Origin of the sequence: Parabacteroides sp. AF21-43 (assembly GCF_003635435.1) — a bacterium.
Classification (GTDB): domain Bacteria; phylum Bacteroidota; class Bacteroidia; order Bacteroidales; family Tannerellaceae; genus Parabacteroides; species Parabacteroides distasonis.
On record NZ_QTMG01000005.1, the window covers coordinates 119,149 to 144,065 of the forward strand.

Below are 24,917 nucleotides of genomic sequence, written 5' to 3' on the forward strand. Positions count from 1 at the left end.
ATTGCCTTTACCAAGTTATAATCTTATCCACAATTTCCTGTTGCTCGGCACTGCTACGCCTCAAATAAATACGAGTGGTTTCAATGCTTTCATGCCCCATCAGGTCGGCAAGTAAAGAAATATCGTTGAACTTCTCCAAGAAATTCTTGGCAAAGCGATGGCGGAACGAATGAGGATAAACCACTTTCTCGTTCAAACCATATTTTGTGGCATAGTTTTTTAACTGTTGGGCAATACCTCTGGTGGTGATACGCTCGCCAAAGCGATTGAGGAATAGATAACCGCTTGTACGATTGGTGCTATTGAGCCACTCCGTAGCTTCCTTGCGGAGTGATTTAGGAATATAGATACGACGTATCTTGCCACCTTTGGTATAGATGTCAAAATAACCTATCTGCACGTGTTCCACCTTCATTTGTATTAGTTCACTGACTCGTGCACCTGTAGCAGCAAGGAAACGAACTACGAAATACCATTCTTGGTTTTCTTCCTTTTTTAGTTTGTTTTTCAGAAAAGCGTAGTCGGCATTGCTGATTACATTTTCCAGATAACTACGCTGTTGTACCTTGACGGATTTTAATCTCAAACGAGATTTATTCATATAGTCAAGATACTTGTTCATTGCCTGAATACGTAGATTTACGGTTTTAGGCTTGAATTTTTCAATGAGATAAGTCTTATAAACAAGCAGGTTGCGCTTGTTCAGTTCCTTATGTCGGGAATAATACTCTTTTACGGCATATAGATAAGCCGCAATCGTGTTCTCCGCCATATTCCCTTGACGAAGATACGTTCCAAAATTTTCAATGTTCATGTCTGATACATTATTAGTTAAACAATTCACTATCATTAATAATGTATGGTATTTACAAATTCATTGAGTTCCTATTATGAGAAGTTTCTCGCTACGGGGGAAGTGAAATGTATTGATGAGGAGATTCCGTTTGAGATTCCAAAGGGGTGGGAATGGGCAAGATTTGGGAATATAGTCAATCATTCGCCACAAGTTATCTGTGAAGATAATTTCGAAGTTGCTTTTATGCCAATGGCTTTGATTGATGCAGGTTATAGAAGTTCTTATACTTTTGAGAAACGATATTGGAGGAATGTCAAATCTGGTTTTACGAAAATGCAAAAGGGCGATATTGCTTATGCCAAAATTACTCCCTGCTTCCAAAATAGGAAATCGTTTATCCTTGGCGATGTTCCAAGCAATATTGCAACAGCAACAACAGAATTAAATGTTATCAGGATATATGCTGATACATTTGCTCGATGGTATCTTCTATATATCCTTAAATCAGACTTCTTTATCAAAGAAGCAAAATACAAGGGTACTGCAGGACAACAACGAGTTTTATCCGATTATGTAAAATCGAAACTTCTTCCGATACCACCACGTAAGGAACAAGATAGGATATGCGATAAATTACAGGAAGTCTTGCCAATCGTAGATAATTATGATAAATTTCAAAGCGAATTGAATTCTCTGAATTCAACTATTGGCGAAAGGCTAAAGAAAACAATTCTTCAAGAAGCAATACAGGGTAAACTCGTCCCTCAGATTTCGGAAGAAGGAACTGCACGAGAATTACTTGAGCAGATACGGCAGGAGAAACAAAAGCTCGTAAAAGAGGGTAAGTTAAGGAAGTCTGTCCTGTCTGATTCTGTTATCTATAAAGGTGACGATAACAAGTATTATGAGAGGATAAATGCGCAAACCGTTGAGATTGAGCTTCCTTTTGAATATCCTAACATTTGGTCTGTGCTACGTTTGAAAGACATATGCCAACTGATAGACGGTGAAAAAAGAAACGGAAAGGGCATCTGTCTGGATGCAAAATACCTACGTGGTAAATCATCTGCTACCATTGTAGAGAAAGGAAAATTTGTCTATGCCGGAGATAACATCATTCTTGTAGATGGTGAAAATTCAGGTGAAGTTTTCACTGTTCCGCAAGATGGGTATATGGGGAGTACATTCAAACAGTTATGGCTTTCTTCGGCTATATGGAAACCATATATTTTGGCTTTCATTCTGTTCTATAAAGAGGATTTGAGAAATTCAAAAAGAGGTGCGGCTATTCCGCACCTCAATAAAGAGTTATTCTACAATCTGCCTATTGGTATTCCACCTTATCAAGAACAGCAGCGTATTGCAGAACGGATAAATGAACTATCGCAGTTGCTCAAATAGTTTTTCTATTTGAGCAACAATGCGTTGTTGTTCTTTAATCGGAGGTAATGGTATTAATATTTCTTTTACTTTTGCTATACTTACACCACCTATAATGCCCGTTTTATTTAGGTTAAATAGTTCAAAGAACGATGGTGACTGTAGATAATAGTACATGTATTTCCCGATTCCAACAAATGGTGAGAAACAACATAACTTATTCCCAAAACATACATCTTGATTCAGTATTGCAATTTTTCTTCCGGCACTTCCACCTTCAATACACATCAATATTGAGTTATTGGGAGCAAGTCTAAAATCAGGTTCATATTGTTTCGGAATCGCAATGCCATTATCGTAAATAATCCGATTATTAAAATCAACATCCTTAGTTCCAATATAATAACGTCCTATAACATCTGTAAATTTTGATTTCTTTTCAGTTTCACTAATACTGTTGCCAGTGTAAATGTTTGCAATATGAGAAAGTCTTGTCCATACCCAATTCTTGGGAGTTTCAAAAGGTATCTGTTCTGTTATATCCAAGCACTTTTTACCTACCTGCTCATAATACTTGCTAATTGCTCAATCTTTGAGATAATTCGGCTTTGCTCCATCAGAGGTGGAATCGGAACTAGATAAGTTTTTACTGTAGCAGTTGCAAGCTCCTTTTGTTTTGTACTACCATCCGATTTATCTTCTATTACAGATTGTACCGTATTGCTTGTGAAATAGTAATAAAGGTATTGTGGCAGAACAAACTTTTTCATTGCTCTTATAACAGTAACATGACTATCTGTCACAGCCAATTCATACGGGTTTAAGGTACTACAATAAATTGCCATTCGTCCTAATGTTCCCAATCCTGTAGAGTTCCACATTAAATCTCCGTCCTGTAAAATACGTTCTTCACCATACGATGATAAAGTATCTGGATCTATGAATTGGGCTTTATCTATTGAGAAACCACTCCATTGATTACACTTTTGCGCTACAACAGGGTATTTCTTTATCAGAGAGTATTTAGGTGACTTCCCTCTTTGGATATAAGAACATATATCGTTAAGTCTTACCCAACTCCAGCTATCAGGTATTTCAAATGGAATCTCGTCAGTAATATTCATTTCCGTATTTCCATTCTTCTCGAAGTACTTGTTATCGTCACCTTTATAGATAACAGAATCAGTCAAAGTAGACTTCTTCAACTTGCCTTCTTTAATGAGTTGCTGCTTTTCCAATTTTATCTGTTCAAGTAACTCTTCGCCAGTTCCTTCTTCTGCTATTTGTTGTACAAGCCGACCTTGAACAGCTTCTTGTAGGATGGATTTTTTGAGATTTCCTAGAAGCTCTACATTTAATTTATCTAATGTCTCTTGAGATTTTGCATATCGATCGATAACAGGTAATATTTCTTGAAGTTTTTTATCTATTTCATATTGCTCGTTAGTAGGTGGAAGTGGAATTAGAAGATTTAATATATGCTCACGGCTAATTCCAGGGATAACACCTTGTGCATTAGAAATTATCGTTTGCAAATTAGCTTCAACTACAGATTTAACATATGATAGACTTATCGCATTGGAGAAATTTCTAATAATTTGAATTTGTCTAGCAATATGTATTTTATCTACATTACAGATGTACATTTTCCCAACTCCTGAACCTTTACAAACAATAAGTAAATCTCCTAATTTTCCTATTACCGTAGGAGTTTCAGTCCAACGATTTATTACCAAATTCCCATTCACAATATTACTTGCTCCTGTAATATAGGGAATTCCTTGATTACTCGAATTATACTTTTCAGGAATAAAGTCTTGCCCTGATAGCAGTTCTATAACATTTGACAGTTTACTCCATTCCCATCCCTTTGGAATCTCAAACGGAATCTCCTCATCAATACATTTCACTTCCCCCGTAGCGAGAAACTTCTCATAATAGGAATTATCATCACCACGGTAAATGATAGATTCGTTTTTATCTTTCTTGATTTTCTTTTCCTTGACCAGTCTAGCTTTTTCGGCTCTGATACGTTCAAGAAGTACAGATGCCGGTTCGTCATTAGGATCTTGCGGTACAAGTTTGCCCTGTATCGCCCACTGAAGTATGCTGTTTTTTAATTGCTTTCCGTTCATTTTTTAATCCTCTGCTTGTACTCTATATGAGAAATACTTTGAGTCTATTTTTACTCCATTTTTAAGTTTGGAATCCATCTCCTTATTCATTGTTGGGAGGAAAGAAAAATAATTCTGAATAGCAGACATAATACCTGCATTGCAACTCTTGTTTTTTACCCAATTTTGAGGAATGAAACTTCTATTATTCTGCTCGCAATTGTTTTTTTCTGCCGAAATAGCACTGTTTAAACAGTTTGCCGCAATATTAATTATGCTGTCAACAAGATTGTTTTCAGAAGCAACTTTTAAGCACTCACTCGGTGATGGTACATTTGTTTGATTGTTACATTTAGCAAAAACCATTGATATGGCAAAAAGAAGATGGTATGGAGCATAAGCCTTCATTGTTAGTAGTTCCTCTTCCAGTCCTAATGGGTTTTCCTGAGTCCATGCATCCATTATTTTTCTCATCCAAAACGATAGAGCATAAGCATCTTCAGGCAAATAGTCGTTCTTGAACAATGTATTGAAATACTTGTCAAAAATCTTAGTTTCACCATAAGATAAATTAGGTCTTTGCATGTACCAAGCTGTAAGATTCTTTCCTAAATATGATAACTCTATGCAGTACTGTTTGTCCTTGTCGGCTGGAATAATTTCACCTCTTTTGGTTGCAAAGAATCCATTAGAATATTTTGCTTCGTATGCCTTTTTGAGTTTCAATATCTGCTTACTGTTACTGCGTAAATCTCTTGCCTTTACAGCACTTTGCGTGTTTGTGTTAATGCTAATAGAATCAGCCCTGTCTCTTTGTGGAATTTCATAAAATCTGAATAGAACATAAGCATCATCACGCTTTCGTACATTCTCACTACAACTTAAAATAGTATTCAATGATTGACATCCATTTACAACATTCAATCCATAAAGTTTAAACTCACCATTGCCACATTCTTCAATTTTGTTACAAATGGCAGTGATTCCATTATGAAAAAAGAAGAAGTCACCACATTTATTCGGATCGTTTATGGTTTTCTTGATCTTTTTATTTACGGTATTGTTAATGCCTAAACTCTGTCGTACATTTTTCTGGAACAAAGATCCATCTTTAATGCCAGGGAGTTTTATACATTCTTTCAGAGGCATGGCTGCAACTATTACGCTTGTCGCCCCTAATTCTGTCGTCATATATTTACCAGCTTCAAGCTTGATAGTATGGTTTAAAGTTGGATTCGTTTGTTCAATAACACAACTATAAGCATCTTCCAAACCTTGTTTATCAACTACGGAGAATTGTGTACTATAATTCAATTCAGCATCATCTTCCTCTGATAATTTGGTTTGGAATGAATGTATATCATCCATAGCCGCATCCGTAAAGATAGATGTTGTTATTAATTCAAAACATACGCAGTAAGAGTCATCTTCTAATGCTGTTGCTATTTCTGATATTTTAGTCTTTAATTTAGAATTAGCATTTTCCTGTAATTGAGCTAAGTTACTAAACTGGCTCCAAGCAGATATAACTTCTCTCACAGGAGTTGCATCAACAGATTCACCAAGGTAGTATTTCCCTTGTACAATATATATTTTTTGCTCGTCTTCATCAATGTATACGGCATCAATTTGTTTATCATTGGCTCCGTCTGTGATGGCATCTTTAGCTTGTCTTTGATCCAGAAGATGTATATTCCGCATATACCACGCAACGAAACGTTGACCATCATTTGGAAAATTATTTTTATAATAATCTTGCGTAATTTCGTTTTTTATGATTTCAAGTACATTTGCCATAATTATATTCATTTATTCGTAATCTTCGCCTTGTATTCCTAATTCTCCTTTGCTCATGGCATTGGCAATATCTATTTTCAGTTCTTCGTCATAATCTTTACTGGTCAAAAAGCTATTGACGATGCGTAGCAGCAAATCTTGGTCGATGTTCGATGCTGCCACGTGATAAATGATAGATTCCAATGTACGCATACAGATACAAGCGTGCCAATAGTAATTATTTTTGTGTAAGAAGTACGCACCCAAAGTCAGTGCAATACGCTTGTTCCCATCATTGAAGAAGTGCCCGGAACAAAATCTATACATCAAATAGGTCAGTTTGTCGGCAAAGGTAGGATAGTATAAATCGTTTTGCACAAAATCCAATGTAGCACGAATACCGCCTTCATCACGCACTCCTTCAAAGCCACCATCACTGGCATCAATCATTTTGCCATAGATGTTTAGGGCTTCATCGTAATCTATGTAAATAATTCCCTTACTCATCCTCTGCTTGTTTTAAGCGTTTAAGCACATCTTTATTGTCCGCTAAGATACGGTCAAAATCAATAGACTGGTCGCCGATGAATCGTTCAAACTCTTCTGGAGTAACAGCTTGCAGATAATCTGCTATATTACCATGATACGCATCCCGAAAGCTGAAATCTCTTGAAGCCATTTTTGTTCTGGCGTCATTTAGATAAGGTTTCTGCATGGGATGTTCGGCAAGTTCATTCACAATGCGCTCTACCTCGTCAATGGTAAGTTTTCTGCCGCCATTTTCCTTGAATCGTTCACTGATAGCAGCACCCACTCCGTTTTCAAAAGAAGAGATAACCAATAGAACCTCTGAATACAACGTGTGTCGAACATTGTCTTTTGAATCCAACTTTAATACTTCTCGGTATTCTTTAGCATTCTCTTTGAATACAGCTTTGTAGATAAAATCTGTAATCTGAGAATATTTGTATGTAGGATGCCCATCCACATATTGATTGATGGCAGAAGTAAGATTTTTCCGATAGTTTTCTTCTGTGATTGCGGCAGGAAGATAATTCACATCTCTACGATTAATATATTTTGTTCCTCCACCTGTCTTTTCATTGATGGTAGTAATCACAAAATCCAAGATAAGGCTACGGACTTTTTTAGCTTTCTCACTCTCTGTAAGCAGCATACCTATATTCAAGAAAGAGCGGAAATTAAATAATCCGAGTTGCGTTGTTTTGCTCGCCTCATTAATAAGGTGAGCAAATTCTAACTTAAACTCTTTCAATTGTTTACCCTTACATAAAATATATCCATTATGTTTCAGCTCATCAGAATTTGATTGCAGGTAACGATCTATTGTAGATGTGTCAACTTGATAAAAGTCGGCAACCATTTTTTTTGTAAAGCGGTATTCTCCCTCAAAGAGCATTCCTTCTATATCAAGATGCTCTTGTACTTTACTGACCGCAAAACGATTGTTAAGTACATTCTGCCGTTCTATGTTTGAGATGGTCAAATCTTTCATATCACTTCACTATTATCAGTTACACGATTTTATGTCTATGCCGAGAATTTTTTGAATCTCAGAAAGGGTTTTGTCTATTTCATGGTCGAGTGCAGCACGTTTCTCAAAATACTGTTTGAGCAGTTCTGCCGGAGGGAGTATTTCTTCTTCCTCTTTCGGGAACTTGCACTGGTCGAAGTTGCAATCCAAATCAATCAACTGTTGGGCAGTGAACACACGGCTCTTTTCTCCCACTTCATCATTGATAATTTCTTTCCTGTCTTTCCACCATTCCTGAATAGGTAGGGTATGCTCCACCTTCATTGGTTTGGTCTTTGAGAAGTGCTTGTAGCCTTCCGGCATATCCAAGCGATAGAACCATGTCTCTTTGGTCTTGAATCCTTCTTCGCAGCCCTCTGCTTCTTCATTATTAAAGAAAAGAATGTTGGTTGCAATAGAGGTATATGGGGAGAATATCGAACCCGGTAAACGGATGATGGTATGCAGATTGAACTTGCGGAGTAAATTTTCTTTAAGTGCAAATTTTGCTCCATCCGTACCAAACAAGAAACCATCTGGGATAATCACACCGCATCTACCACTAGCTTTGAGGCGGTACATGATAAGGGCTATAAACAAATCCGCTGTTTCACTTGAACGGTACTGCACCGGAAAATTGCTTTTTACACTATCTTCTGTGCTACCACCATACGGAGGATTCATACCGATAACATCCACTTTATCGCTTTCCTTGAAATCAGTGATATTTGTTCCAAGCGAATCACAGTTAGCTATATTGGGAGCTTCAATATCATGGAGTAACAGATTTGTTATACTCAAAAGATAAGGTAGCGGTTTCCATTCTTGTCCCACGACTGCATTTTGCAGTTTTTCTCCATCTTCGGCAGAACTGACGCTCTTACTCATATAATTGAGAGCAGAGGTAAGGAAGCCGCCTGTACCACTGGTGAAGTCACCAAAGGTCTCGCCCAATTTCGGGTCAAGCATCATCACGATAAAGTCTGTCAAAGCACGTGGAGTATAGAACTCACCTGCATTGCCTGCTGATTGCAAGTCTTTCAAGATTCCCTCATAAATATCTCCAAATGTGTGGCGGTCATCAGCATCGTCAAATTCGATTTCATTTACGATGTTGACCACTTGACGCAAAAGCGTTCCATTCTTCATATACTGGTTTAAGTCAGCAAATGTTTCTTGAACAATGCTTTTGGCTCTTGGTGTATTGGCGTCTATCGGAAGATTCTTTAAAGTAGGGAACAGTTTTTCATTGACAAAAGAGAGCAATGCTTCTCCTGTTAATGCTTCACCGTCTTTTTCGTCTACTGCCCATTTACGCCAACGCAAATCTTCGGGGATGATAGACTTGTAGTTTTCATCTTTGTATTCCCAAGTTTCTTCCTGAGTGTCATAGACTTTCAAGAAAAACATCCAAGTCATTTGTTCAATTCTCTGTGCGTCACCATTGATACCAGCGTCTTGGCGCATTATATTTTGGATTCGCTTTATGATGTTGTTTACTGCCATTTTTAAGCTGATTTATAAATTTGATATTCTAGTTCTCTGATGGCTTGCTCAAAAGCAACCTTACCGCCAAATAACTTTATGATTTTTGTTGGTTTCCCTATGCTATTGAATGGCGGTATCTCCAAGATGTTCGCCTTTTCAAAGTCGAGAATACCATTCTCTGCATATTTGTCAAGAAGAGCCTCCAATACTTCACGAGCTTTACCTTCGTACTTCCCGAAGTAATTACGCTTCTTTACATTGTTTGCTCTCTCTTTCCTTGTTAATGGCGGTTGGTCAAACGCAACGTGGCATATCACATCAAAGATGTCGGCATCCTTCAATGCCGGATTAGCTTCACGTACAGCATCTATCAGAATAGCATATTCCTTCAATTCATCCATAATGGCCTGTTTGCGTTCTGCCTCCGTCCACGTTTGGATAAAATCATCCAAAGTTTGGTAATGGCGTAATAATTGCTTTTTAGCAAACGACTGAACACTTTCCGTTCTCATCGTCTTACCATCTTCTCCTAACACTGAAACGATTTCATGGGCAATGCGAATATTCTTACCGCTGATAAGATATTTCTCACGATGCTCAGATACTATTGGAGTTTCTGGAGCATCAATGATTTTGTAAGGCTTTGGCTTTTTCCCTCCTCCTTTGGGTGGTTCCGGGTTGCCATCAAATGCTGGATCTTTGAATTTTGCTGTTGCATTGCGGAAGTCTAGGATTTCCAAATGCCACTTGCCTTTGTCTTTTCTAAGTCGTGTACCACGCCCGATAATCTGCTTGAATTCCGTCATAGAGCCGATTTCTTTATCAATAACGATTAAGCCACAAGTCTTGCAGTCCACTCCCGTAGATAGTAGTTCGGAAGTGGTAACAATGACCGGATAAGGTTCGTCAACACTGATAAAGTTGTCCAACTGCTTTTTCCCTTCTTTGTCCTCTCCGACAATGCGTGTTACATAATAAGGAGATTTTTTACATAAATCACTATTCATGTTGATAAGCAGTGTTCGCATTTCGGCAGCTTCCTCAATATCAGAACAGAATACTATCGTTTTTGTCATACGACCGATGTCTTGTAACATTTGAGTAATTCTGTGTGCTACCACTTTGCGCCTTAACTTGATAGCGAGGTCACGACCTATATTCTGTCTTTGATATAGTTTCTGCTCAATCTCTTTACCTAATAAGTCTGTTTCCCCTTCTTCGGGAGTCCATCCTTGCAAATCAACATTGATAAAGTCGGCTGTAACACGATAAGGGGCCAAAAAACCATCTTGGATTCCTTGGAGTAGGGAATAGGTATATACTGGCTCTCCAAAATAATCCAAATTGTTTGCTCCTTCATCTGCTTTTGGGGTTGCAGTCATACCAATTTGAGTAGCAGAACTAAAATACTCCAATACTTTGCGCCATGCAGAATCATCCTTTGCACTTCCTCGATGGCACTCATCAACAATAATCAAATCAAAGAAGTTTGGCTGCACTTCTAGGAATGGATCTGGCTTACCTTCTTTTCCGACCAGTTGATGATATAACGCCATATATACCTCATATGATGAATCAATCTTTTCTTCACCTTCTCCAACAGAAGTTATCTTGGTCATAAACTTTTTGAAGGGCTTGAAGTCTTGAACCATCGTTTGGTCAATGAGTATATTACGGTCTGCAAGATAAAGAATCTTTTTTTTAGATCCACTCTTATGAAGCCTATGAATAATTTGAAATGCCGTAAAAGTCTTGCCTGTACCTGTAGCCATCACTACAAGTACACGCTGTTGTCCCCTTGCAATGGCTTCCACGGTACGGTCAACCGCTATGCGTTGATAGTATCTTGGTTCGTGGCTATGGGCATCATAATAAAAAGGTGTTTCTACAATATTAAGTTCATTCGGTGCATAGTTCTTGGATGCAAGATAACGATTGTACAGCTCTTCTTCTGTCGGGAAGTTCTCTAACTTAATTTCGGTTTCTTTCCCCGTGATAAAGTCATGTTCCAAAAAAGCATCGCCATTACTGGAATACGCAAATTTCAAATCAAGAATTTGGGCATAATCCATAGCTTGTTGGATGCCACCTCCAACAGCGTGTTTATTGTCTTTGGCTTCAACAACAGCGATGGGCTTACCTTTATGATATAATAGATAATCGGCTTTTTTACCTTCTGCTACCGAATGTTGGTTGCCGACAACAAGTACTCGTCCATCAGTAAAATAATACTCTTCACGCATATTTACGCTTACAGCCCATCCTTTTTGTTGGAGTGCAGGAGTAATAAACAGAGTGCGTATCTCTTGCTCTTTTAACTCTTTTTTGTTTACTTCCATGACAGTAATTCATTAATGATTTGTACTGCTGACAATCAAATCTTTCACATCAATATTAAGAGCATTGGCTATATCATTAAGAGTCTTGAGGTCTGGTTGAACAGAATTACTACACCATTTGCTCACAGTACAATTAGATTTTCCTATCTGTTCCGCAAGCCATTTTCCTGTTTTCTGTTGCTCTGCAAGCACTACTTTTAGCCTGTTAAAATTAGCCATGAGGTAAAATGTTTTAATTCAGGAGCAAAATTATATAATTAGTCTGATAGTAGAGCAACTTCCGATAATATTTCTTATCTAGAAGCTAAAAAAGGCAGTAAAAAGACATAAATGTGCGATTTTGAGGGCATTTGCAATACTCTTACCATTCTTATATGATATTCTCGTCTATTTCAATTTTGTGTCGTCCTGTAGTCGTGCGCAAATTCTTCCTAATGGTGTCAATGGTGGAGTTGGCAAACCATTCATTGAATGTATGCAAGACGAATTTTGCTGTAACATCTCCAGAGATATTGTATTGGAAGGCAATATTCCATGCAAAGTTTTTTAGTGAGATTTGCGTAACGGAAGTTCGTTTCTTGATATGTATTTCCGTGGTGGTAAGAACTTGCCTATTGGTAACAAAGTATCTAACGCATTCGCAAATTTGGAAAATCTCTGTTTCGCCAAAGTTTAGTCGTTTGAATGTGGTTAGTGTGTATTTCATTATGGCATCAAGTTTTTCATCATCTTCTTTCTTTTTTTGCTGACGGTATTGCTGTTGCTCATGTTGAAATTCATAATGGAATAACTCCATTCTTTTCGTCATGATTTCATTATCACCTGCTCTTGAAGAAATTCCTTCAAGGGTACATTCATCCTTGTTCTGTTGTTTGGGATAAAAAGAAGAGGTCAGTTCGATGGTATATGCCGATAAAGATATACACAAGTGGTATATGGATTTTAATATGACATAGCACACCACAATAACTAATGGCAGTGCGCTTAGGCTAACACCGACAATATCACTCAATGGGAATGAAATTATTGATGCCAGTAGCACTATCACTACCTCTATTATTATTGATTGTAACGTATGTTGCCTATGCTTCATGCCTATTCTTTTCTATGATTGTTTTGCAAAAGTATAATAGTTTTCCATAAAAAACGAAAGGTAAAAATAGGCAGAACGATTGTAATGAGTTCATTCTATGCTGTTTGTGAAAAGAAGAGCTAAACAAGTGAAAATATCGAGCATCAAATGAAAACATCTGCAAATATAAATTTTAGTGTTAAATAATCATAAAACTTTCTTTCGCTGTTGTAAGTGCTCTATATAACTCCATTCTTTAATCAGTTACACGAAAATAAACCATATTTGTATCATAAGTTTATAACTTATTGATTTATATAATACATTATATTTGAGAAAGTAAAATAAAAAGAAGCGGTTTTAATCGCTCCTTTACTCCACATAAGATAGAAAAACGGCTATCGGGTCCTTCGGGATCTGATAGCCGTTTTTTATTTTAGCCCTATATATTCAATAAAAAAAGCCATTGATATCCAATAATTATTAATAAGTTTGCACTCGCATAAAAACACTCATTTTAAATTACGATTAAGGGCAACGTACTAATTTTCGACTTATGCTAGCGATATCTATACAGAAATATTACATATTTGTTCTACTTTTTCTGCTAGCCATTCTACAGTCCTCTTGTCAACAGTCGGGAAATAAATATCGTATATTAGTAGTGCATTCCTATGAAAGCGATTATGTAGCTTATAAAGACTGCGATCGGTTGATCCGGGAATCCCTCGAGAAAAAGGGGATTAATCCGTCGATCCAAACATTCTATTTGAACTGCGAGCAATATGCGGCACCCGCCGAAGAAAAACGGATGTACCTGTATCTAGATTCGATCTCTACTTGGAAACCCGATCTGATATTGGTCTACGAGGATCAAGCGACTTACACGTTAATGCAATGCCATCATCCGCTAATCTCTACAGTCCCCATTGTATTTGGCGGCGTAAATTTCCCCAATAAGGCACTATTAGCGCAATATTCGAATGTTTCCGGATTCTGGGACGAGCCCGACTACGTCACGAACATCCGCTTGATAGAACATCTGTTGGGCAAGTCTACGATTTATATGTTGCACGATAGTACGTATATAGATAGGCACATTAAGGCTACGTTACATGAGCAATGTGCTCAAGCAGACATTCGGGTCGATAATAATCGCATCATGTATATACCGGTAGAGATCGCTACTTTGGACAGGGTCAATCAAAGCTTAAAACGACCGGATAGTACGACCGTCAACGTCGTGCCCGTGCAAGGAGACAAGCTATCAGCTGTTTCTTGGTACATGAGTAAACACGTCCCTTACATCTACTATCTACAGGCCAAACGGGATTACCGGGTATTGAACACCAGCCGTTTTTCCAGTAAACCCTCTTTTACGGCGATCAACGAGGATCTAGGATATACGAATAAACTTGTAGGTGGCTATATCACCTCCTTGGAAACCCAAATAGAAGAATCTACCGATAGAGCCGCGGAAATATTAAAAGGCTCCCCTAGCGAATCATTCCCACAGATAACAAAGAGCAAGAAGAATTATGTATTTGATTTCAATGAAGTCAAATATTGGAATATTGATAAAAGGCTTCTTCCGAAGGATGCTATACTTTTGAACTTTCCTTTTAAGGCCCAATATCCAAGATTATTCTGGAGCTTGATAATCGTAGTCAGCACGATGTGCTGCTTTGTCTTCGGTAGCTTCATCATCATGTATACCCAAGAATCCAAGGCAAAACGACAAGCGCAAAAAGCCCTATTACATGAAAAGGAATCATTAGCGGAAGCCTTGGAGAAAGCCAATGAGTCCGACCGGATGAAATCCGTATTCTTGGCTAACATGAGTCATGAGATACGTACCCCTCTAAATGCGATCATCGGCTTTTCAAGCCTAATCGCCGAACTGGATCTGACAGCGGAAGAGAAGGAGCAATACGCTAATATCATCACGACCAATAACGAGTTATTACTAAAGTTAGTCAATGACATATTGGATTTGGCAAGGATTGAATCCGGAGGTATCGTCTTTCATAAAGAATCCTGTAATTTAACGGATTTAGTGAAAACCCTTTATAAACAACATCTTTCCGATGTCCCCGAAGGTATCGAATTCAAGGAGAAATGCCCCGATACGCCGATCTGCTTATATTCGGATAAGGAGCGACTTTACCAAGCGCTCGAGAACATACTGAAAAATGCTATAAAATTTACTTCCGCAGGCTTTATAGAGATCGGTTACGAGTATTCCACCAATGCACAAGACGTCCGACTTTATGTGCAGGATACAGGCATCGGGATCTCTCCCGAGGATCAAGAAGCGATATTCGAGCGTTTCAAGAAGCTGGATGATTTCGTGCAAGGGACAGGTCTTGGACTATCGATCTGCCAAGCTATCGTAAAACAATTAAACGGGCGTATCTTGCTCCAGTCCGAAAAGAATAAGGGTTGTCGCATCTCCTTGGTTTTTCAATTATAAACCAGCCTCAGAAGCCAAGAAAAATAGACATTTGTCTCTTTGATATCCAATTACTTTTTATACATTTGCACCTATTATATTGAAGCTATACACATGGCGAACACTTCTTATCGTTATCTTTTTTTATTGTTGCTTCCATTGTTTTTATTGGTCGCAAATTCTTGCGAACGCTCAACCACGGAAAAACGCATCTTGATAGTACAATCTTATGAGCCGGACTTTCAAGCCTATAAAGATGTAGAAGAGACTTTTAAAAATGGATTCCAAAAGGAAGGCATTCATGCCAGTATCTTCACGTTCTATCTTAATTGCGAAGCTTATCAATCGCCAGAAGAGAAACAAAGAATATATACGGAACTCAATACGTTATCTTTATGGAAGCCTGATATCATAATCGTAAACGATGATCAAGCGACCTATTCCTTATTGGCTTGCGAACATCCTTTATTAGATAGCGTACCTATCGTTTTTACCGGAGTCAACTACCCTAACATACCCTTAATTCAAAAGTATCCTAACGTATCCGGATTTTGGGATAAGCCGGACTATCGGAAAAACGTCGAACTTATTGAGCGAATCATGGGAAAATGCGTGATTGTACGTGTCTCTGATAGTACAGCTCTTGACAAAAAGATCCTGAAAGATATGGATGAGCAAATAAAAGGGCTATGCTCCAAGGCTAGACCCGATTACCTTAAATATCCCCAGTATTCATCCCCATCCGATAAAAAGAGATCCTCTTCTTTAGTGCGGTTCCCAAAAGTACCGTTCGATTCCCTCTATATACAAACCATTCAACCCCGTACCAGTTCCAACTTGATCTGGGGGTTAGGTACAAGTACTTACAACAAGGCCTACCTTGCTACCAAAAGAGATTATACCTCAATAGCCTTAGGTAGGTTCTGCTCATTTCCCAGCTTCTCGGCGATCAACGAATCTGTAGGATATGACGGAGACTTCATAGGGGGATATATGACCCCGGTAGAGAGTCAAACCCAAGAAGCCTTACGACGAGCTGCCAGCATACTCAAAGGCACACCGGCCAATAGCTTCCCACAAATAACGGAAAGCGCCAAAAACTATCTGTTCGATTACCCGACTTTAAATAAATGGGGTATCGATTGGAAAGAACTGCCTCAAAACAGCATCTTCTTGAATATGCCCTTTGTGGTTCGTTATCAAACATATATTATTCTATGCGGGATTCTTCTAACCCTATTTATCCTATGGACGCTTTTCTATCAAAGAGTACAATACCGTCGCGAAGCCTCTCACAAGAAACAGGCTCAAGAAAGTTTACGGAAAGAGAAAGAATTCCTCTCGTTGGCTTTAGAGAGCGGTGATATTTTCGCATTCCGATACAGCAACGGCGTATTCGAGTTCGACCATGATTTCTATAAGTCGTTGAATATGCCGATAAAACCAATCACCTCCACGCAATTCCAAGAGTCTATCCACCCTGAAGACCGGGAAGATTTCATCCAACATAAGCACCTGCTTGATACAGGATTCCCTTCCCGTAAGATCACCCGCCGCCGATATAATTTCAACGGCAAAGGGCATATATGGTGGGAATTCAGATATGCGCAAGCGAAGAATGGACAAGACTCTACCCGCAATAATGTCGGAGTAAACGGGCTCTGCTTAAATATCCAACAAAGTAAGGAAGTAGAGGAAGATCTTATCAAAGCCCGTATAAGGGCCGAGGAAGCGGACCAAATGAAATCAGCGTTCCTCGCCAATATGAGCCATGAGATACGTACCCCGCTTAACGCCATCGTTGGATTTTCGGAACTGCTAACAAGCGATATGGAAATAAGCCCGAACGAGAGGGATGAGTTCATGCAAGTTATCAGTAAGAACAGCGACCTCTTATTGAAATTGATCAATGACATTCTCGATCTATCCCGCATCGAGTCCGGTAAGATGTCGTTTACCCTCACGAATTGTGACTTAAACGAATTACTATCCCATATCTACCGCACCCATCAATTGTTGATGCCCCAAGGCGTAGCGCTTAAAATACAACTGCCGGTCCTCCCGGCCATTATCCAAGCGGACTTACATCGATTAACCCAAGTGATTACCAACCTCATAAACAACGCCGCAAAATTCACGACGCAAGGATACATCTTGATTAAATACGATTATACGCAAGATAAACGTTGGATCCAGATCTCCGTTACCGATACGGGCAAAGGCATTCCCGCAGATAAGCAAGCCCAAGTATTCGAACGGTTCAACAAACTGGACGAGTTTGCGCAAGGGACAGGTCTCGGACTGGCGATCTGCCAAATTATCATCGAACACTTCGGAGGATATATCACCCTAGAATCCAAAGAAGGGGAAGGTAGCACATTCATCGTGACCCTCCCCTACACTCCCGGATTATCGGTATAAGATTATTTTTTCTTGAAACGCAAGAACGGCAATACAATAAATAAAGGTATGCAACAGATCATTACCCAGATAAAGAAATGTTGGTAACCGATCTGCTCCTGTATCCATCCCGATGCCATTCCCGGTAGCATCATACCTAACGCCATGAAACCGGTACTGATCGCATAATGCGAAGTCTTATATTCCCCTTCGGCGAAAAGCATCAGATACATCGTATAAGCCGTAAAGCCAAATCCGTAGCCGAATTGCTCGACAGCGACACAAGCGTTTACGACAACAATACTCTCCGGCATCGTATAAGCCATATACAAATAAACCAGATTCGGCAAGGAGATAGCCAATGCCATAGGCCATAACCAAGTCTTCAAGCCACCCCGGGATATAGCCAGACCTCCTAAAACCCCTCCGAGCAATAAGGAGATCACTCCCACCGTACCATAAGCGAACCCGACCTCACCGGTACTGAGCGCCAACCCGCCAACCTCCCGCCCATCCAGCAGGAAAGGAGAAGCCAACTTTACCAATTGGGATTCCCCCAGACGATACGTCAGCATAAAAAGCAAAGCCGGGATAATCCCTTTCTTGCTGAAAAAGCTCACGAAAGTATTGCCGAACTCCACCAAGATGGTATGAGGGGTGATATTCGTACGTTGCGCGTCACTCGCCGGACGGGGTAAGATATACTTATGCCACAAAGCCAAGGCGATAAAGGTACCGGCCAATACAAAAAACACCAGACTCCAAGCAAAAGAAATCCGCCCGGTACTCTCCTCCAAAAGCCCCGCCAGCATGACCAGCAGACCTTGTCCCGTTAGCATCGCCACCCTGTAGAACGTATTTCGGATACCGATAAAGAACGCTTGTTGCTCCTCCGTCAAGCCCAGCATATAGAACCCATCCGCGGCGATATCGTGCGTAGCGGAACTAAACGCCATCAACCAAAAGAAAGCCAAGGTAAACCGCAAAAAGAAATCCCCGGGAAGGACGAACGCCACACCTGCCATTCCCCCGCCAATCAATAGCTGCATGCTATAAATCCACCAACGCTTCGTTTTAATCAAGTCTACGAACGGGCTCCAGATGGGCTTGATCACCCAAGGAAAATAAAGCCAACTGGTAAATAAGGCGATATCCGTATTCGAGACGCCCAGACGTTTATACATGATCACAGAAAGCGTCATGACTACCACATAGGGCAAGCCTTCGGCAAAATAAAGAGACGGGATCCAAGCCCAAGGATTACGTTTTTCCATAATAAGAAGGAATTAAACGATTAGAAGTCAATACTAAATCCATCCGCATCCTTCCACGCCGGGAACTTAGCCCGGAACTCATCCAGCTCGCTCTTCTTCAAGGTACATGTCCGGGTGATTTCCTCTCGTTTTCCGGCATCAGCCAATTTCTTTCCTTTTGCGTTATAAATCATGGAATCCCCTCTGAAAAGAAAACCTTTCCCATCTACCCCCACACGGTTCACGCCACAGACATAAGCCATGTTCTCGATGGCACGTGCATGCAGCAATGCCTTCCACGCCTTCTTCCGGGCCTCGGGCCAATTGGCTACATAAATCAAAAGATCATATTCGTTATTCACGTTGCGGCTCCAAACCGGGAAACGTAGGTCATAACAAACCTGCAAACAAATATTCCAGCCTTTATAAGGCACGATCAGACGTTTGTCGCCCGCCGAGAAATGCTTGTCCTCCCCTGCCATACGGAACAAATGACGTTTATCGTAATAATACTCCTCTCCTTCCGGAGTGATGAAAAAAGCCCGGTTGTAGAACTTTCCATTATCTTTCGCGATAAAACTTCCAGCCACGGCCAGTTTATATTTCTTAGCCCATTCTTTTATAGTCGGTACGGTCTGGCCCTCCATCGTATCGGCTTGTTTCTCTACGTCCATGGAAAATCCCGTAGTAAACGTCTCCGGCAATACCGCTAAATCGGTTCTTCCACTAACACGGCGCAACAGTTCGCCATAATAACCCAAGTTCTCTTCACGGTCTTCCCAAATGATATGGGATTGTATCATGCTGATACGTAAGTCTTCAGTCATAGAATAAAGATATTAAGGTAATAAAAAGACATATTGTGACAAGGAAACAGTTTCATGGTGAAGAAACAGTAGTTTCTTCATAGCAAAACTTTTGTTTCTCCTAGGGAAAACTTTTGTTTTCCTATAGCAAAACTCTTATTTCTTCACCATGAAAACTCCTATACCTGTACGAAATTCTCAGGATGGCAGGCGGTAACTCCCCGATACATCTCTCGTATCGTATGGATATCTTTATCCACATCACCTGTCGGATAAAAAACACCTTTCGTACCCACCTCTTTCTTTCCATAATCAAAATAAGCCACCACGATCGGCACGTTCGCTTTCAAAGCGATAAAATAGAATCCTTTTTTCCAATCCTTGGCCCGTTTCCGGGTACCTTCCGGTGTGACGGCCAATTGAAACCGCTCACTGGTCTTGAAACGTTCCACCATCTGATCGGTCACCGACGTACGTTTACCACGATCCACTGGAACACCTCCCTGCCAGTTAAACAGCAAATTAAAAGGGAAAAAGAACCACTCTTTCTTAATAAGGAAACCGGCGTTACACCCGATCGAGGTATAAAAAAGTTTCCCTACAATAAAATCCCAGTTACTGGTATGCGGAGCCACACATACGATACATTTCGGCAAATCCACGCCATCCACCGGGCCCAGCTTCCACCCCGCCATACGGAGTATCGCCTTACTAATTGCCTTCTTCATGCCTATTTGTCCTTGCTCAACTCTCCTATCTCGTCGGCGATAGCGTTAACCTCGTTTTGCAAGTCCTCTCTTAATTTGCGATAATAATTCCGTACGAGAGCCTTGTTATCCTTGCCGTCGGGGTGTCCGGCACGAACGATATAACTATCTTGCATATCTAGGATACGAGCCATCAAAGCATCCGCTTTCTCTTGATTTACTCCGGGTATATACAATTTGCAAACCAGCGCTTCCGTGAACAATTCACCAGCCACGTAGCTGATCTCTTTCTTTAAAATTCTTCTTTTAGCCATAATTATTTCATATTTAATTATCCACAAATATAGAACATATGTTATTAAATACCGAGGAAAGGCCAAGAAAAAACATAAAATGAATTATCTTTGCAGCGGTGAAATCATTGATTATAAACAAATCAAATATGAACGAAATGATAAAGACGCCAGAATTTCTCTTTGAAAGCAGCTGGGAAGTCTGTAATAAAGTGGGAGGTATTTATACCGTACTATCGACTAAAGCTCATACGCTTCAACAAATTTTTAACGACAAAGTAATATTCATCGGTCCGGATGTGTGGGCAAACACAACCGCTCCCGATTTTACGGAAGACGCATCTTTGTTTGAGGATTGGAGAAAGCACGCCGAGGCAGTGGATCACTTGAAAGTTAAGGTTGGTCGCTGGAACGTACCGGGTACCCCCCCTGTTATACTGGTAGATTTCAAGTCCTACTTCAGTGAACGAGACGCCTTTTTCTATTCTATGTGGGAAAATTTCCGAGTTGACTCCATCCACGCCTACGGCGATTACGATGAGTCTTGTATCTTTGCGTATGCGGTCGGTAAGGTAATAGAGAGTTTCTATCACTTCTACAAACTGGAAAACAAGAAAGTCGCCGCCCTATTCAATGAATGGATGTTGGCGATGGGAGCGCTTTACATTCAAAAGCAAATCCCTGCCATAGCGACACTTTTCACGACGCATGCCACATCGATCGGACGCTCTATCGCCGGTAACAACAAAGCGTTATACGCTTATATGGACGGTTACAACGGCGACCAGATGGCTAAGGAGCTAAACATGGAGGCCAAGCATTCCGTAGAGAAGCAGGCCGCCCATTACGTGGATTGCTTCACGACCGTAAGCGATATCACGGCCCGTGAATGTAAACAGTTATTGGATAAGGCACCGGATATCGTTACCCCGAACGGCTTTGAGCCCAACTTTGTACCCGAGGGTAAGGAATACGCTAAAAAGCGGAAGGAGGCACGTCGTACATTAATTAATGTTGCGGAGAAATTATTGGGCTGCTCCATCGACCCGAACGCTTTGCTGGTTTCCACCAGTGGCCGCTATGAATACAGAAATAAAGGTATCGATGTCTTCATCGAGGCGATGAACCGTGTACGTACGTCCGGACGCCTGCAGCGTGAGGTCGTCGCTTTTATCATGGTACCGGCTTGGGTACGTGCTGCCCGTGCGGATTTAAAAGAGGCGATCGAGCAGGACATAAAGACGACCTCTCCGCTTCAAATCCCTTTCATTACGCACTGGTTGCATAATATGCCAGAAGATAAGGTCTTGAATTATATCAACCACGCCGGCTTCACGAACGCGGCATCCGAAAAACTAAAGATCATATTCGTTCCTTGTTATTTGGACGGTAAAGGAGGTATTTTCAATAAGACCTATTATGATATGCTGATAGGGATGGACGCTACCGTATATCCTTCCTACTACGAGCCGTGGGGATATACCCCGCTGGAAAGTATCGCTTTCGGTATACCGACGATCACGACCAATCTGGCCGGTTTCGGTATGTGGGCGAAGAAAACGGTATCCGGAGATAACCTTAGCGAAGGCGTAGAGGTTATTAATCGTACGGATTTCAATTATTTTGAGGTAGCGGACGCTATCATGAACTCCATCCTGGCTCTCAGCCAAAAGGATGCTACGGACATCGAGGAAATCAAGCAGCGTTGTTTCGATCTCGCTCGAAAAGCTGAATGGAGCAAGTTTATCGACTATTATCTGACCGCATTCGATATCGCCATGAGGCATGCCGAGGAAAGAAATAGTTAAATATTGCTCATAATTAATAAGATAATGCTATCTTTGCACTCGTTTTTAGACAAACACTTTAAACTTCACGATAATGAAAATTAAGGCGAATAACGCAAACAGTCCTATTTGGAAGGACGTCTACTCACATTCCAAGCTTCCACAACAGTTGGAACCACTTAATGAGATCGCTACGAATCTTTGGTGGGTATGGAATCATGAAGGCGCTAAACTATTTGGCAAGATCGACAAACAACTTTGGAAATCCACAGAAGGTAACCCTGTACAGCTATTGCAAAGCCTTTCACACAAACGTATGGAAGAGATCTTAGCAGATAAGGAGTTAATGGCTGAAATCCAAAAGGTATACGCTGATTTCAAAGCTTATATCAATGTAAAACCCGACAAGACACAACCGTCTGTAGCCTACTTCAGCATGGAGTACGGTTTGACCAATGTATTAAAGATTTACTCAGGTGGTCTGGGAGTATTAGCCGGTGACTACTTGAAAGAGGCCAGCGATAGTAATATCGATTTATGTGCCGTAGGTTTCTTGTATCGTTACGGATATTTCACACAGACTTTGTCCATGGACGGTCAGCAGATCGCCAATTACGAGCCGCAAAATTTCAACGCCCTGCCGTTGACTCAGGTATTGCAGTCGAACGGAGAGCCGATGGTATTGGAAGTTCCTTATCCGGGCAGAACCGTTTACGCTCATATCTGGAAAGTTAGCGTAGGTCGTGTACCTTTGTACTTAATGGATACGGATATACCTCAGAACAGCGAATGGGATCGTTCCATCACGCACCAATTATATGGTGGCGACTGGGAGAACCGTATGAAACAAGAGTATTTGTTGGGTATCGGTGGTATCATGATGCTGAACAAGTTAGGTATCAAGAAACAGATTTATCACTGCAACGAGGGACACGCCGCTTTGATCAACGCTCAGCGTTTGGTAGACTATATCCAGAACGACGGCCTTTCATTCAACCAAGCGTTGGAGGTAGTTCGTGCTTCCGCTCTCTATACGGTACACACTCCGGTTCCGGCAGGTCACGATTACTTTGATGAGGGTTTGTTCGGACGTTACATGGGTGAGTTCCCCGGCAAGTTAGGTATTAGCTGGCAAGACTTCATCGATATGGGACGTGAGAACCCGGGCTCTAACGAGAAATTCTCCATGAGCGTATTCGCCTTGAACACTTGCCAAGAGGCTAACGGCGTAAGCTGGTTGCACGGTAAGGTTTCTCAGCGTATGTTCGCCCCGGTTTGGAAAGGTTACTTCCCGGATGAACTGCACGTTGGTTATGTAACGAACGGTGTACACATGCCGACTTGGGCCGCTACGGAGATGAAGAAATTCTATGCGGATAAACTAGGTAAAAACTTATTCAAAGATCAATCTAACAGAAAGCAATGGGAAGGAATCCAGAATGTATCCGACGAGGAAATCTGGAATCTCCGTATGACCTTGAAGAATAAATTGATTGATTACATCCGTGTTCAATATAAAGATAGCTGGTTGAAGAACCAAGGTGATCCTTCTAAGGTAGTTTCCATCCTTGAGAAGATCAACCCGAATGCCTTGCTGATCGGTTTCGGTCGTCGTTTCGCTACTTACAAGCGTGCACACTTGTTGTTCACGGACTTAGACCGTTTGGCTAAGATCGTTAACAATGAGAAGTTCCCGATTCAGTTCGTATTCACCGGTAAGGCTCACCCGGCTGATGGTGGTGGTCAAGGTTTGATCAAACACATCGTAGAGATCTCTCGCCGTCCGGAGTTCTTAGGAAAGATCATCTTCTTGGAGAACTACGATATGCGTTTGGCCCGTCGTTTGATTTCTGGTGTAGACGTATGGTTGAACACGCCGACTCGTCCGTTAGAGGCTTCCGGTACTTCCGGTGAGAAAGCCGAGATGAACGGTGTATTGAACTTCTCCGTTCTTGACGGTTGGTGGTATGAGGGTTACGTAGAAGGCGCAGGTTGGGCATTGACCGACAAGCGTACTTATGAGAACCAGCAATACCAAGACCAATTGGATGCGGCTACGATCTACCATTGCTTGGAAACTGAGATTATCCCGACTTACTACGCTAAGAACAGCAAGGGTTACTCTCCGGACTGGATCCAATATATCAAGAACTCTATCGCCAAGATCGCTCCGGATTATACGATGAAACGTATGTTGGACGATTATGAGGATCGTTTCTATCACAAATTGGCTACTCGTTCCGCTCATATTTCCGCTAACAACTACGAGATCGCTAAGCAATTAGCTGCTTGGAAAGAGGAAGTTGCGCAACATTGGGATAGCTTCCAAGTGGAATCTTTCACTTGCGACCAAGATTTGACGGTGAACGGCCCGGTTGTAGGAAAAGAATACAACTTCAATTTGGTAATCGACCGTCATGAACTACAAGGTATGTTAGGTGCTGAAATGGTTGTCATGAAGGAAGATCCGGAGAAACACACGCTGTCACCAATCAATACCGCTCAGTTCGAGTTGATGAAGGAAGAAGGCTCCAAGTTATTCTTCAAGTTAACGACCACTCCTTCCGAGGCTGGTAACCATAAGATGGGCTTCCGTGTATATCCTGTAAACAAGGAGTTGCCTCACCGTATGGACTTCGCTTATGTACGTTGGATTCAGTTATAATCGGCAACAAGTAAAACAAATAATCAAGAAAGAGGGTGCGTCATGCACCCTCTTT

General features: G+C 40.8%; 19 protein-coding genes. 5 read left to right on the plus strand and 14 right to left on the minus strand.

What is annotated here, in order from left to right:
• Positions 1-7: 7 nt before the first annotated feature.
• The gene (locus DWX84_RS05750) at positions 8-814 is read right to left on the minus strand and encodes a tyrosine-type recombinase/integrase (protein WP_005936653.1); all 807 of its coding nucleotides are present in this window, start codon (positions 812-814) and stop codon (positions 8-10) included.
• A 45-nt stretch (positions 815-859) separates the two neighbouring features.
• Between DWX84_RS05750 and DWX84_RS21795 the strand changes: the two genes are divergently transcribed.
• Entirely contained in the window at positions 860-2,197 is a 1,338-nt protein-coding gene (locus tag DWX84_RS21795) for a restriction endonuclease subunit S (RefSeq protein WP_122377447.1), read from the plus strand.
• Here DWX84_RS21795 and DWX84_RS05760 read toward each other — a convergent pair.
• The 9 genes from DWX84_RS05760 to DWX84_RS05800 all read right to left on the minus strand — a co-directional run bounded on the left by DWX84_RS05760 (position 2,177) and on the right by DWX84_RS05800 (position 12,520).
• Entirely contained in the window at positions 2,177-2,722 is a 546-nt protein-coding gene (locus DWX84_RS05760; RefSeq protein ID WP_199703900.1) for a restriction endonuclease subunit S, read from the minus strand. The two genes, DWX84_RS21795 and DWX84_RS05760, sit on opposite strands and share 21 nt — an antisense overlap.
• A gap of 11 nt (positions 2,723-2,733) precedes the next feature.
• Entirely contained in the window at positions 2,734-4,311 is a 1,578-nt protein-coding gene (locus DWX84_RS05765; protein ID WP_122377448.1) for a restriction endonuclease subunit S, read from the minus strand.
• Between the two features lie 3 nt (positions 4,312-4,314).
• Complete coding sequence (locus tag DWX84_RS05770) at positions 4,315-6,087, minus strand: AIPR family protein (protein WP_005936645.1); 1,773 nt, start codon at positions 6,085-6,087, stop codon at positions 4,315-4,317.
• A 12-nt stretch (positions 6,088-6,099) separates the two neighbouring features.
• Entirely contained in the window at positions 6,100-6,573 is a 474-nt protein-coding gene (locus DWX84_RS05775) for a Fic family protein (protein ID WP_005936644.1), read from the minus strand.
• Entirely contained in the window at positions 6,566-7,582 is a 1,017-nt protein-coding gene (locus DWX84_RS05780) for a hypothetical protein (protein ID WP_005936643.1), read from the minus strand. The genes DWX84_RS05775 and DWX84_RS05780 overlap by 8 nt, the downstream gene beginning before the upstream one ends.
• Before the next feature lie 15 nt (positions 7,583-7,597).
• A complete protein-coding gene (locus DWX84_RS05785) occupies positions 7,598-9,106 on the minus strand; it encodes a class I SAM-dependent DNA methyltransferase (RefSeq protein WP_005936642.1) in 1,509 nt (502 codons plus the stop codon).
• A 2-nt stretch (positions 9,107-9,108) separates the two neighbouring features.
• Complete coding sequence (gene hsdR / locus DWX84_RS05790) at positions 9,109-11,427, minus strand: EcoAI/FtnUII family type I restriction enzme subunit R (protein WP_005936641.1); 2,319 nt, start codon at positions 11,425-11,427, stop codon at positions 9,109-9,111.
• A 12-nt stretch (positions 11,428-11,439) separates the two neighbouring features.
• Complete coding sequence (locus tag DWX84_RS05795) at positions 11,440-11,646, minus strand: helix-turn-helix transcriptional regulator (protein WP_005936640.1); 207 nt, start codon at positions 11,644-11,646, stop codon at positions 11,440-11,442.
• 151 nt (positions 11,647-11,797) lie between these two features.
• Positions 11,798-12,520: a hypothetical protein gene (locus DWX84_RS05800; RefSeq protein ID WP_005936639.1), complete on the minus strand. Its 723-nt coding sequence runs from the start codon at positions 12,518-12,520 to the stop codon at positions 11,798-11,800.
• 535 nt (positions 12,521-13,055) lie between these two features.
• Here DWX84_RS05800 and DWX84_RS05805 point away from each other — a divergent pair.
• Both DWX84_RS05805 and DWX84_RS05810 read left to right on the plus strand, forming a co-directional pair.
• Complete coding sequence (locus DWX84_RS05805; protein WP_122297565.1) at positions 13,056-14,972, plus strand: ATP-binding protein; 1,917 nt, start codon at positions 13,056-13,058, stop codon at positions 14,970-14,972.
• Positions 14,973-15,065: 93 nt separating this feature from the next.
• Entirely contained in the window at positions 15,066-17,372 is a 2,307-nt protein-coding gene (locus DWX84_RS05810; protein WP_122297566.1) for a HAMP domain-containing sensor histidine kinase, read from the plus strand.
• 2 nt (positions 17,373-17,374) lie between these two features.
• Here DWX84_RS05810 and DWX84_RS05815 read toward each other — a convergent pair whose 3' ends face one another.
• The 4 genes from DWX84_RS05815 to DWX84_RS05830 form a co-directional block, all read right to left on the minus strand.
• Entirely contained in the window at positions 17,375-18,625 is a 1,251-nt protein-coding gene (locus DWX84_RS05815; RefSeq protein WP_005864650.1) for an MFS transporter, read from the minus strand.
• Between the two features lie 20 nt (positions 18,626-18,645).
• Positions 18,646-19,431: an amidohydrolase gene (locus DWX84_RS05820; protein ID WP_121961234.1), complete on the minus strand. Its 786-nt coding sequence runs from the start codon at positions 19,429-19,431 to the stop codon at positions 18,646-18,648.
• 158 nt (positions 19,432-19,589) lie between these two features.
• On the minus strand, positions 19,590-20,138 hold the full coding sequence (locus tag DWX84_RS05825) for a 1-acyl-sn-glycerol-3-phosphate acyltransferase (protein WP_121961233.1): 549 nt from the start codon (positions 20,136-20,138) through the stop codon (positions 19,590-19,592).
• 2 nt (positions 20,139-20,140) lie between these two features.
• Entirely contained in the window at positions 20,141-20,431 is a 291-nt protein-coding gene (locus DWX84_RS05830; RefSeq protein ID WP_005854588.1) for a hypothetical protein, read from the minus strand.
• Between the two features lie 128 nt (positions 20,432-20,559).
• Between DWX84_RS05830 and DWX84_RS05835 the strand changes: the two genes are divergently transcribed.
• Together DWX84_RS05835 and glgP are read left to right on the plus strand one after the other, a co-directional pair.
• Entirely contained in the window at positions 20,560-22,218 is a 1,659-nt protein-coding gene (locus DWX84_RS05835) for a glycosyltransferase (protein WP_009275771.1), read from the plus strand.
• Between the two features lie 73 nt (positions 22,219-22,291).
• On the plus strand, positions 22,292-24,862 hold the full coding sequence (gene glgP, locus DWX84_RS05840; protein ID WP_057326935.1) for an alpha-glucan family phosphorylase: 2,571 nt from the start codon (positions 22,292-22,294) through the stop codon (positions 24,860-24,862).
• The last annotated feature ends 55 nt before the right edge of the window (positions 24,863-24,917 follow it).

Bases quoted from the DNA above. Each gene is read 5' to 3' on its own strand.
- DWX84_RS05750 (WP_005936653.1), bottom strand. From the start codon at position 814: ATGAACATTGAAAATTTTGGAACGTATCTTCGTCAAGGGAATATGGCG.
- DWX84_RS21795 (WP_122377447.1), top strand. From the start codon at position 860: ATGGTATTTACAAATTCATTGAGTTCCTATTATGAGAAGTTTCTCGCT.
- DWX84_RS05765 (WP_122377448.1), bottom strand. From the start codon at position 4,311: ATGAACGGAAAGCAATTAAAAAACAGCATACTTCAGTGGGCGATACAG.
- DWX84_RS05770 (WP_005936645.1), bottom strand. From the start codon at position 6,087: ATGGCAAATGTACTTGAAATCATAAAAAACGAAATTACGCAAGATTAT.
- DWX84_RS05775 (WP_005936644.1), bottom strand. From the start codon at position 6,573: ATGAGTAAGGGAATTATTTACATAGATTACGATGAAGCCCTAAACATC.
- DWX84_RS05780 (WP_005936643.1), bottom strand. From the start codon at position 7,582: ATGAAAGATTTGACCATCTCAAACATAGAACGGCAGAATGTACTTAAC.
- DWX84_RS05785 (WP_005936642.1), bottom strand. From the start codon at position 9,106: ATGGCAGTAAACAACATCATAAAGCGAATCCAAAATATAATGCGCCAA.
- hsdR (WP_005936641.1), bottom strand. From the start codon at position 11,427: ATGGAAGTAAACAAAAAAGAGTTAAAAGAGCAAGAGATACGCACTCTG.
- DWX84_RS05795 (WP_005936640.1), bottom strand. From the start codon at position 11,646: ATGGCTAATTTTAACAGGCTAAAAGTAGTGCTTGCAGAGCAACAGAAA.
- DWX84_RS05800 (WP_005936639.1), bottom strand. From the start codon at position 12,520: ATGAAGCATAGGCAACATACGTTACAATCAATAATAATAGAGGTAGTG.
- DWX84_RS05805 (WP_122297565.1), top strand. From the start codon at position 13,056: ATGCTAGCGATATCTATACAGAAATATTACATATTTGTTCTACTTTTT.
- DWX84_RS05810 (WP_122297566.1), top strand. From the start codon at position 15,066: ATGGCGAACACTTCTTATCGTTATCTTTTTTTATTGTTGCTTCCATTG.
- DWX84_RS05815 (WP_005864650.1), bottom strand. From the start codon at position 18,625: ATGGAAAAACGTAATCCTTGGGCTTGGATCCCGTCTCTTTATTTTGCC.
- DWX84_RS05820 (WP_121961234.1), bottom strand. From the start codon at position 19,431: ATGACTGAAGACTTACGTATCAGCATGATACAATCCCATATCATTTGG.
- DWX84_RS05825 (WP_121961233.1), bottom strand. From the start codon at position 20,138: ATGAAGAAGGCAATTAGTAAGGCGATACTCCGTATGGCGGGGTGGAAG.
- DWX84_RS05830 (WP_005854588.1), bottom strand. From the start codon at position 20,431: ATGGCTAAAAGAAGAATTTTAAAGAAAGAGATCAGCTACGTGGCTGGT.
- DWX84_RS05835 (WP_009275771.1), top strand. From the start codon at position 20,560: ATGAACGAAATGATAAAGACGCCAGAATTTCTCTTTGAAAGCAGCTGG.
- glgP (WP_057326935.1), top strand. From the start codon at position 22,292: ATGAAAATTAAGGCGAATAACGCAAACAGTCCTATTTGGAAGGACGTC.